At 64.4% G+C, this 9,323-nt stretch carries 11 protein-coding genes and 1 pseudogene; 6 read left to right on the top strand and 6 right to left on the bottom strand.

What is annotated here, in order from left to right; translation table 11 throughout:
- Positions 1-145: 145 nt before the first annotated feature.
- The 5 genes from BVER_RS24980 to BVER_RS24960 form a co-directional block, all read right to left on the bottom strand.
- Complete coding sequence (locus tag BVER_RS24980; protein ID WP_050455557.1) at positions 146-1,489, bottom strand: type II toxin-antitoxin system HipA family toxin; 1,344 nt, start codon at positions 1,487-1,489, stop codon at positions 146-148.
- Positions 1,482-1,724: a helix-turn-helix domain-containing protein gene (locus BVER_RS24975; RefSeq protein ID WP_050455556.1), complete on the bottom strand. Its 243-nt coding sequence runs from the start codon at positions 1,722-1,724 to the stop codon at positions 1,482-1,484. Before BVER_RS24975 ends, BVER_RS24980 begins: the two co-directional genes overlap by 8 nt.
- A gap of 288 nt (positions 1,725-2,012) precedes the next feature.
- The gene (locus BVER_RS24970) at positions 2,013-2,198 is read right to left on the bottom strand and encodes a hypothetical protein (RefSeq protein WP_050455555.1); all 186 of its coding nucleotides are present in this window, start codon (positions 2,196-2,198) and stop codon (positions 2,013-2,015) included.
- Positions 2,199-2,346: 148 nt separating this feature from the next.
- Positions 2,347-3,012, bottom strand: a complete 666-nt coding sequence (locus BVER_RS24965) for a glutathione S-transferase family protein (RefSeq protein WP_050455554.1) — start codon at positions 3,010-3,012, stop codon at positions 2,347-2,349.
- 4 nt (positions 3,013-3,016) lie between these two features.
- Positions 3,017-3,814, bottom strand: coding sequence for an enoyl-CoA hydratase/isomerase family protein (locus tag BVER_RS24960; protein WP_050455553.1), 798 nt, complete (start codon positions 3,812-3,814; stop codon positions 3,017-3,019).
- Between the two features lie 326 nt (positions 3,815-4,140).
- Here BVER_RS24960 and modA point away from each other — a divergent pair, with 326 nt between their 5' ends.
- Genes modA through modC form a run of 3 tightly spaced genes read left to right on the top strand, consistent with a single transcriptional unit; the run spans position 4,141 to position 6,725 of the window.
- A complete protein-coding gene (gene modA / locus BVER_RS24955; protein WP_050455552.1) occupies positions 4,141-4,896 on the top strand; it encodes a molybdate ABC transporter substrate-binding protein in 756 nt (251 codons plus the stop codon).
- 10 nt (positions 4,897-4,906) lie between these two features.
- Positions 4,907-5,587, top strand: coding sequence for a molybdate ABC transporter permease subunit (gene modB, locus BVER_RS24950; protein ID WP_050455551.1), 681 nt, complete (start codon positions 4,907-4,909; stop codon positions 5,585-5,587).
- Positions 5,580-6,725: a molybdenum ABC transporter ATP-binding protein gene (gene modC / locus BVER_RS24945; RefSeq protein WP_083452343.1), complete on the top strand. Its 1,146-nt coding sequence runs from the start codon at positions 5,580-5,582 to the stop codon at positions 6,723-6,725. Before modB ends, modC begins: the two co-directional genes overlap by 8 nt.
- Here modC and BVER_RS24940 read toward each other — a convergent pair.
- Positions 6,714-7,314 (bottom strand): annotated as a pseudogene (locus tag BVER_RS24940) (GDP-mannose pyrophosphatase). The gene modC and the pseudogene BVER_RS24940 sit on opposite strands and share 12 nt — an antisense overlap.
- 38 nt (positions 7,315-7,352) lie before the next feature.
- Between BVER_RS24940 and BVER_RS24935 the strand changes: the two are divergent.
- The 3 genes from BVER_RS24935 (at position 7,353) to BVER_RS24925 (ending at position 9,202) form a co-directional block, all read left to right on the top strand.
- Positions 7,353-8,156, top strand: coding sequence for a DeoR/GlpR family DNA-binding transcription regulator (locus BVER_RS24935; protein WP_050455550.1), 804 nt, complete (start codon positions 7,353-7,355; stop codon positions 8,154-8,156).
- Positions 8,157-8,314: 158 nt separating this feature from the next.
- Entirely contained in the window at positions 8,315-8,665 is a 351-nt protein-coding gene (locus BVER_RS24930; protein ID WP_050455549.1) for a hypothetical protein, read from the top strand.
- 48 nt (positions 8,666-8,713) lie between these two features.
- Positions 8,714-9,202, top strand: a complete 489-nt coding sequence (locus tag BVER_RS24925; protein ID WP_050455548.1) for a YMGG-like glycine zipper-containing protein — start codon at positions 8,714-8,716, stop codon at positions 9,200-9,202.
- Positions 9,203-9,323: the final 121 nt, after the last annotated feature.

The raw sequence follows: 9,323 nt of genomic DNA, 5'->3' as shown, positions 1-9,323 counted from the left end.
CTACTTCGATCGTCTTGGCATGCCTCGCCTCACATAACCTCAACTTCCCGAACCGCCCGGTGCGGACCCGCACGCCGGGTGGTGTGGCAGGGGACCGGCCAGCTTGCTGGCCGCCCCTATGCCGATTCGCCTTTCCAATCAGTTTTCAGTCGCCCTTGCCCGGCTTGGCCAGCAATTCCGAGCGGCCGATGATCTCTCTCGCCTGATCGGGCTTGTCCGCGTCCGAGAAACCGGCCGCCTCGATCACCGGCGTCAGCTCTTTGAGCGCGACCTGCGGTTTGGCGCTGCGCAGCGACGCCATGCCGTCGTTCCACGCGTGCAGCATTTGCCGCGCGATCCACCGCCAACGCGTCTCGTTCTTCGCTGCTTCGGCCACTTCCTTTCCCGTCGATACCGCCGAGTCGCACAGCGCGTCCACCATCTCGCGATACCGCTTCGGCGCGATGCCGAGCCGCGTGTTGAAGAAGCGCTCCAGCGTCTTGCCGGGCGCCCACGTCTTGCGGCCGTCGATGCTCAGTCCCGGCGGATTGTTCGCGAAGCGCGGATACGCCACCGTCGTCACGATGTCGTAAGCGGGCGTGTACGCCACATCGTCGATGGTCGAATAGAGCAGCGCGATATTCTTGGCGTGGCAATCCGCGTTGCGCACGACGTAATTGGTGAGCAGCAGCCAGCCGAGCTGCTCGGCCTCGCGCCGCCAACGCGCCGCGCCGGCGGTATACGGCTTCGTCGCGTTGAGAACCTGCTCCGTCGACGGCCGATATTTCTCGTGCGGCGGCAGACCGAGCAGGCTGCACGCATCTTCCACGCCGAAGACCGGTTGGCCGTTCGCATCGACATCGAAGCGATCGACGACGAGCACGCGGCCATCGTCGGACATCGTGGTGTTCGCCACGCGCGCCACGCCGAGCCGGGCGAGCACGCGCATCGAGTAATGTTCGTTGAAGCCGAGATACGGCGTCTGCTCGTCCGATCCCTTGATGATGTGCCGGCTGGTGCGCAGCGTCTGCTTGCCGACCGGCGTCTGAAGCGACGATGCCTCGGGCGCGAGAAACTTCGGCACCGCGCCCGAAATCGCCGCGCGCGCGTAGTAGCGCACGAGTTCGGCGAAGCGCGCGGTCGTGATGTCTTCGTGCAGCAGGCTTTTCAGGTCGAGCGGTTCGAGCGCGCCGCCTTCGGGCGCAACCGTCACGCGGCCGATGCCCGCGCCGCCGATCACCGCCAGCAGCGACAAATCCGTGCCGTCGAGATACGGGTCGAATTCCTCGCGGATCACCTGAAACAGGAAGCCTTCGGGCAGGTTCTGCCGAAAGAACGGATGCAGGTCGCGCGGCCAGATCCACGCGTCCGCGCGCACGGGCATCGTCAGGCTGACGAAGTCGTCGGCGATGGCATCGGCGGTGTAGCGCAGCGCGTAGTCGTCGGCCTGCCGATAGAGATGCGCGACGGGCCGGCCCTTCACGTAGACGTGCAGACGCGTATCACTCATGCGATCCGTCTCCCGCCCGGCGCTGCTCGATCAGCACGTCGTCGAGCGTGCGCGCGTGGCCGCGCTTGACGGCGCGCAAATCGTAGCCCGCCGCCTCGAACAGCCGCACCAGCGCGGATGCGCTCATGTCGCCGCGCGCGAGCGTTTCCATGCGGGCGAGCGTCGTGCGCGCGATGCCGGCGCGTTCGGCCAGTTCCTTCTGCGAAAGACCGGCCTCGCGGTTACTGTCCGGGATTCATCGATCCCGTTTATCTTGCGTCGACTGGTCTCCCAGGTTCTTTTTTGCGCTACTGCCCCGTCCGGGGGTGGCCCCGCCCCCTTGCTTTTTTGCTGCTGCGCGCGAAGCTCTGCGGCTTCGTCGATCGATCTGCGAGGCTCGTCGGCTTCGCTTTCTTTGCTGCTCTCAGGTCTTCCTCGTTATCCACAGAACGCGTGAACAAGGCTGTGGATATCGCCTTGAATCGCGGTCCAACGTATTGTTTCTAAACCGCTTACGGCGCGCGCCTCGCGATGCGTCAGAGCGTCAATCGACGTCGGATGCGCACGATGCGAAGCTCACGCTGATCCGGCTCATGTCCGCGCCGAAGATCGACTGCGGCGCGGTGACGGCGCTCAGTTCATCGGCCGCGGATTGCGGCAGCGCCGAAACGATGGTGCTCGTCGCCAGCAGCGCGACGATCATCGCGAAAAGCCAAGACAGGAGATGCATCGCCGTATCCTCGTCAGTTGAACCCCCACTTGCTGGTCGGTGCGCCTGTGAACGTCAGCGCTTGAGACGAACTTTAATGAGATAAGGCAATTCGCACGACCCTACTGAGGTAGGGACATGAAGGAGGGTAAGCGCCAATCAGCAGAAATCAGCGCGCGTCGGGCGACGGAACCGGCGACACGCCTTGCGCGCGCGCCGCTTCGTCTTGTGCGCGCATCGCCCGGATAAAGCCGTCGCGCGCCTGCAGACGCGTCCAGTATTGCGCGACGGGCGGCGCGAAACGTTCGCTCAGGCCGATATGCTCCGCGAGCATCAGCGCGTAGCCGACGGAAATATCCGCCGCCGTGAAACGCCCCGCGCACAAATGATCCTGCCGTTCGAGCAGCGGCGCGAGCGAGCGCAAACGCGACGCGAACCACTTCGCGTAATCCTCGGCGACCTGCGGCTGGCGGCGTTCGGGCGGTTCGAGCTGCGTGTAGCGCAGCACCAGCGTCTGCGGAAAGGTCAGCGTGGCTTCGCCGAAATGCAGGAAATTGAGATAGCGCCCGAAGTCGGCTTCGTGCGGCGCGACGTCGAGCGTGCCGGGCGCATAGCGCGCCGCGATGTACTGACAGATCGCCGCTGATTCCGTCATGAAAAGCGCTTCGTCCTGAAACGCCGGAATCGTGCCGAGCGGATTCAGCGCGAGATACGCGCGCGCATGCACGCGCGGCGGAAACGGCAGCATCGTCAGTTGATACGGCACGCCCGCTTCCTCGAGCGCCCACAGCGGCCGGAACGAGCGCGCGCTGACGCAGTGATGCAGCGTAATCACGCGTTCACTCGAGCCAGGACGGCTTGCGCTTTTCGAGGAAACTGCGCACGCCGTCGCGCCCTTCCTCCGATGCGCGAATGCGCGCGATGCGTTCGGCCGTATCCGCGATCAGCGTTTCGTCGATATCGCGGCCCGCGAAATTCGCGACCAGTTGCTTGCATTCGCGCACCGCGTTCGGACTGTTCGATGCGACGGCTTTGGCAATCGCATCGACGCTCGCATCGAGCTGATCGGCGCTCGTCACCTGATGCACGAAGCCGATCCGCAGCGCTTCCGCCGCATCGAAACGCTCCGCCGTGATGAAGTAGCGATGCGCGGTGCGCGCGCCCATCGCGCGGATCACGTACGGCGCGATGGTCGCGGGCATCAGCCCGAGCCGCGCCTCCGACAGGCAAAAGTGCGCATTGTCCGATGCCACCGCGATATCGCACACCGCGACGAGTCCCATGCCGCCGGCGTAGGCATCGCCCTGCACGCGCGCGATCACGGGCGTGCTGCTTGTGTAGATCGTGTTGAGCATGGTCGCGAGACCGAGCACATCGGCGCGATTCTCCGCTTCCGAATACTCGGCCATGCGCTTCATGTAGTTGAGGTCCGCGCCCGCGCAGAACGCCGGGCCATTCGCCGCGAGCACGATGGCGCGCACGTTGGGGTCGTCGTCGAGCGCGCGGAAGGCGGCGGTGAGTTCGACGATGGTCTTGTCGTCGAAGGCGTTGCGCACGTCGGCGCGATCGAGCGTCACGCGTGCGACGTGTCCGGAAACTGCCAGCTTCAGGCGTTGCAGATTCAATGCGTCGGTCATGGTTTCGTCTCCTGCTTGCCGCGACGCGCATTCGCATGAAAATGAGCGTCGCTCAGTCGGTCGGGTTCGATCAAGCGCGTTTCGAAAGAAGTGTCCGTTACAAAGGCATGAGCGGTCAACTCGAATGTCATGAGCGCGACTCACACAAATGCGGCAAGCCGGAAAGAGGCGCGCGGACATAACCATCATGTCACGAAGCGAACATGCGCGAGCGCCGTATAGTCGTATATATTACGGGGTTCGCCGCGCCCTCCGCACGCCCCGGCGCGCCGCTCGTCCGCATTGCATAAGCCCGATCCATAGAACATCAACTCAAGGAGCTTTACGTGAAGACTCGTTTTCTGCGCGCTTTGATCAGCGTCGCCATCGGCTTTGCCGCGACCTCGGCTTTCGCCGGTGAAGTGCAGGTGGCCGTCGCCGCGAATTTCACCGCGCCCGTGCAGGCCATCGCCGCCGATTTCGAGAAGGACACCGGCAACAAGGTGCTCGCCTCTTTCGGCGCGACCGGCCAGTTCTACGCGCAGATCAAGAACGGCGCGCCGTTCGAAGTCTTCCTCGCCGCCGACGACACCACGCCCGCCAAGCTCGAAAAAGAAGGCATGACGGTCGCGGGCAGCCGCTTCACCTACGCGACGGGCGCGCTCGCGCTGTGGTCGGCGAAAGACGGCTATGTCGACGACAAGGGCGAAGTGCTCAAGAAGAACCAGTTCACGCATATCGCGATCGCCAATCCGAAGGCAGCGCCTTACGGCCTCGCCGGTTATCAGACGCTCGACAAGCTCGGCCTGACCGATGCCATCAAGCCGAAGGTCGTCGAAGGTCAGAACATCTCGCAGACGCAGCAGTTCGTCGCGACCGGCAACGCGGAACTCGGCTTCGTCGCGCTGTCGCAGATCTACAAGAACGGCAAGATCACGAGCGGTTCGGCGTGGCTCGTGCCGGCGGATCTGCATGATCCGATCAAGCAGGACGTCGTGATCCTGAACAAGGGCAAGGACAATCCGGTCGCCAAGCAGTTCGAGGATTATCTGAAGGGTCCGAAGGCGGCGGAAATCATCAAGTCGTTCGGCTACCAGCTCTGATATCCGCACCATGCCGATCGACAGCGCCGACCTTCAGGCCATCACGCTGACGCTGGAACTGGCGTCGCTGACGACGGCGCTGCTGCTCGTCATCGGCACGCCGATCGCGTGGTGGTTGACGCACACGCGCTCGCGCGCGAAGGGCGTCGTCGGCGCGGTGGTGGCGCTGCCTTTGGTGCTGCCGCCGACCGTCATCGGCTTCTATCTGCTGATTCTGATGGGACCGAACGGTCCGGTCGGCAAGTTCACGCAATCGCTCGGCATCGGCTTGTTGCCGTTCACGTTCGCGGGGCTCGTGATCGGCTCCGTCATCTATTCGATGCCCTTCGTCGTGCAACCGCTGCAGAACGCGTTCGAAGCCATCGGACGGCGTCCGCTCGAAGCGGCGGCGACCTTGCGCGCATCGCCGTGGGACACGTTTTTTACCATCGCGCTGCCGCTCGCACGGCCGGGCATCATCACCGCGATGATTCTCGGCTTCGCGCATACGGTCGGCGAATTCGGCGTCGTGCTGATGATCGGCGGCAATATTCCGGGCCGCACGCGCGTGGTTTCCGTGCAGATTTTCGATCACGTCGAAGCGCTCGAATACGCGCAGGCGCACTGGCTCGCGGGCGGCATGGTGATATTCTCGTTCGTCATTCTTTTGCTGCTCTATTCGAGCCGGCGCTCGACCGCGCTTCATGTCTGACCTCACCTCGTCATCCATCACGCTCGATGCCGCGCGCGACCGCGCGAGCGAAGCCATCGAAGCGCGCTTTCTGGTCGAACAGGGCGGCTTCACGCTTGATCTCGATCTGCTGCTGCCCGGACGCGGCGTCACCGCGATCTTCGGCCATTCCGGCTCTGGCAAGACCACGCTGTTGCGCTGTCTCGCCGGACTCGCGCGGCCGACGCAGGGCAAACTCGTCGTCAACGGCGAAGTGTGGCTCGATACCGAACGCAAGATTTTTCTGCCGACGCACAAACGTCCGCTCGGTTATGTCTTTCAGGAAGCGAGCCTGTTTCCGCACTTGAGCGTGCAGAAGAATCTGCGTTTCGGGCTGGATCGCGTGGCGGCCGCCGAACGGCGCGTCGATCTCGCGCAGGCGGCGGAACTGCTCGGCATCGGGCATCTGCTGGAGCGCATGCCGGCCGGATTGTCGGGCGGCGAGCGGCAGCGCGTGGGTATCGCGCGGGCGCTGCTGACGAGCCCGCGTCTGTTGCTGCTCGATGAACCGCTCGCATCGCTCGATCAGAAACGCAAGCTCGAAATCCTCCCATACCTCGAACGCCTGCACGACGAGCTCGACATTCCGATGCTCTACGTGAGTCACGCGCCGGAAGAAGTCGCACGTCTCGCGGATCATCTCGTGCTGCTCGAAGGCGGCCGCGCGCTGGCGAGCGGCCCGATCGGCGACACGCTCGCGCGGCTCGATCTGCCGCTGGCGTTCTTCGACGATGCATCGATCGTGATGGAAGGCGTCGTCACGGAACACGACGAGCGCTACGGTCTGCTGTCGCTGTTGCTGCCGGGCGGACGCGCCGCGCTGCGTTTCGTGCACGCGCCGATCTACATCGGCAAGACGCTGCGCGTGACGATCAAGGCGCGCGACGTGAGCCTGATGACCGGCATCTACGAACACGAATTCAGCAGCGTGCTGAACGTGCTGCCCGCGAAAGTCGTCGAAATCGCCGACGACTCGAATCCCGCGCAGGTCGTCGTGCGGCTCGATGTCGACGGTTCGCCGCTGCTCGTGCGCGTCACGCGCTATTCGCTCGACCGGCTGGAGATCGCCATCGGCATGCAGGTGTGGGCGCAGGTCAAGGCGGTGTCGTTATTGGCCTGAGCGCGCCTGCATGCGCCTGAGCGCGACATGCTGCAACAGCATGATGGTCTTGCCGTCCATGATTTCGCCGCGCTCGATCATCTGCAGCGCGGTGGCCAGCGGCACTTCCAGCGTCTCGATTTCCTCGCCCTCTTCCACGACGCCGCCGCCTTCGTGCACGCGCATCGAGCCATCGTATTCGCCGAGGTAGAAGTACAGTTTTTCGGTGACCGAGCCCGGGCTCATGAACGCCTCGAAAATCTTCTCGATGCGATGCACGCGATACCCCGTCTCCTCCTCCACTTCCGTGCGCACGCGATCTTCCGGCAACGCGTTGTCGAGCAGACCGCCCTGCGCTTCGATCAGCATGCCGTCGTGCCCGTTGACGAACGCGGGCATGCGGAACTGCCGCGTCAGCAGCACGGTGTCGGTTGTCGGGTTTGTGCAGCAGGATGGTCGCGCCGTTGCCGCGATCGTAGGTTTCGCGGCTCTGACGCTGCCACGCGCCATCGCGCCTTTGAAAATCGAAGATGACTTTTCTGAGCACGTACCAGTCGTCCGACAGCACGACGGTATCCAGTATGCGAACGCGTTCTTGAGTTGCTGACACGGTGGTCTCCTTCGCTGGATCGACAATTCGATGGTTGCATGGTAACGTGCGGTTTCGTGCAAACTCAAGCAAATTCGTGCAAAACAATGTTGACGAGCCAACGCAAGAAAGCGATTCTCGACGCGCTCGCCAGCGACGGTCAGGTGCTCGCAAACGACCTGAGCGCGCGTTTCGGCGTATCGGAAGACACGGTGCGGCGCGATCTGCGCGAACTGGCCGCCGCCGGGCACTTGCAGCGCGTGCACGGCGGCGCGCTGCCGGCATCGCCGGCGGTGGCATCGTTCGCGCGCAGACAGGAGATGGAGTCGGACGCGAAACGCCGTATCGCGCGATGCGCCGCCGCGATGATCGCGCCGGGTCAGGTGGCGATCGTCGACGGCGGGACCACGTCGGCGCTGCTGGTCGAGCAGTTGCCCGCCGATCTCGCGGCAACCATCGTCACGCATAGTCCGAGCGTGGCCGTGGCGCTCGCCGACCATCCGACGCTCGATGTCGTGCTGATCGGCGGCAAGCTGTTCAAGCATTCCATCGTCACGGTCGGCGCGGCCGCCGTCGAAGCGATGTCGCATATCAACGCGGACGTCTACTTCATGGGCGTCACCGGCGTGCATCCGGCGGCCGGACTGTCCACCGGCGATTTCGAGGAAGCGCACGTCAAGCGCGCCCTCGCCGCGCGCGCCGCCGAAACCGTCGTGCTGGCGTCGGCGGCGAAGCTCAATGCGGCGTCGGCGTATCGGATCGGCGGGATCGAACTGGCGCAGACGGTGATCGTCGAGGCATCGACGGATGCGAAGCTCACCGAACCGCTGGAAAGGGACGGCGTCACCGTAGTGCGCGCTTAAAAACCGCGATGTTTTATTACCTCGTAACCGCCAGAAAAAAATGCGTCCGGCGTTGTAATTGAATTTCCAACGCAAGTGGCATAGCGTTCAATGATGCGCCGCGCCTCACCTGCAAAACGACATTCGATGGCCGCGGCGGACTTTTTCTGGAGAAGGTCGTGAATCGCCTGAAGGCTTTTATCGCGTTCTCGCTGCTATGCATGGCGGGCGTCGCGGGCAACGCGTATGCGTGGGCGCGCGTCGGCGTGTGGGTCGGCGGGCCGGTGTATTACCCGTACGCCGCCCCGGTCGTGCCGTATTACTACTATCCGCCGCCGCCCGTCATGGTCGCGCCCGCAGCGCCGACGACCTACGTCGAACGCGGCCAGCCCGCAACCGATTCCGCCGCGCCCGGCAATGCGCCCGGCACCTGGTATTACTGCGAATCGGCAAAGGCCTATTACCCGTACGTCAAGCAATGCCAGAGCGGCTGGCGCGAAGTGCCGGCCACGCCGCCGCCATCGAACTGAGCACGATCGATGAAGCATTCCGATAACTCTGCCACTTCGCATCGATCCATGAACTACTCGAGGTTCGCCCTGCTGCTCGCGGCGATCGGCCTGTCGGCCTGTACCGTGATGCCCACCGGTCCCAGCGTGATGGCGCTGCCCGGCTCGGGCAAGACATTCGATCAATTCCGCGCCGACGATGGTTCGTGCCGCCAGTTCGCGCTGCAGCAGGTCGGCGGCGTGGACGCCAATCAGGCGGCGACGACCAGCGCGGTCGGCAGCGCCGTGGTGGGCACCGCGCTCGGCGCGGCGGCGGGCGCGGCGTTCGGCGGCGGTTCGGGCGCGGCCATCGGCGCGGGCGCGGGCCTGTTGACCGGCAGCGCGTTCGGCGTCGGCGTGGCGCAGACGTCGGGTTACAACGTGCAGCAGCGTTACGACTATTCGTATCTGCAATGCATGTACGCGGCGGGCGACAAGGTGCCGGTGCGCGGCGCCGTGCGCACGGTGCCGCCACCGCCTCCTCCGCCGGGTTGGCAGCCGCCGCCCGGTAGCTATTGAGTCTGGCCTGCAAAATTGAATTTGCCGGAATGGACCCGACGACGCAGTCTGGTGCAGACGTAAACGCACATCTCAGCCAGGTCTGCAGCGCACGAGTAGAGGTTGAGGCATGACGTTGAGC

Source organism: Candidatus Burkholderia verschuerenii (genome assembly GCF_001189365.1).
In the GTDB taxonomy this organism is placed as follows: Bacteria; Pseudomonadota; Gammaproteobacteria; order Burkholderiales; family Burkholderiaceae; genus Caballeronia; species Caballeronia verschuerenii.
This window is presented reverse-complemented; position numbering and strand designations above follow the sequence as displayed.

Bases quoted from the DNA above. Each gene is read 5' to 3' on its own strand.
- BVER_RS24980 (WP_050455557.1), bottom strand. From the start codon at position 1,489: ATGAGTGATACGCGTCTGCACGTCTACGTGAAGGGCCGGCCCGTCGCG.
- BVER_RS24970 (WP_050455555.1), bottom strand. From the start codon at position 2,198: ATGCATCTCCTGTCTTGGCTTTTCGCGATGATCGTCGCGCTGCTGGCG.
- BVER_RS24960 (WP_050455553.1), bottom strand. From the start codon at position 3,814: ATGACCGACGCATTGAATCTGCAACGCCTGAAGCTGGCAGTTTCCGGA.
- modB (WP_050455551.1), top strand. From the start codon at position 4,907: ATGCCGATCGACAGCGCCGACCTTCAGGCCATCACGCTGACGCTGGAA.
- modC (WP_083452343.1), top strand. From the start codon at position 5,580: ATGTCTGACCTCACCTCGTCATCCATCACGCTCGATGCCGCGCGCGAC.
- BVER_RS24935 (WP_050455550.1), top strand. From the start codon at position 7,353: ATGGTAACGTGCGGTTTCGTGCAAACTCAAGCAAATTCGTGCAAAACA.
- BVER_RS24925 (WP_050455548.1), top strand. From the start codon at position 8,714: ATGAACTACTCGAGGTTCGCCCTGCTGCTCGCGGCGATCGGCCTGTCG.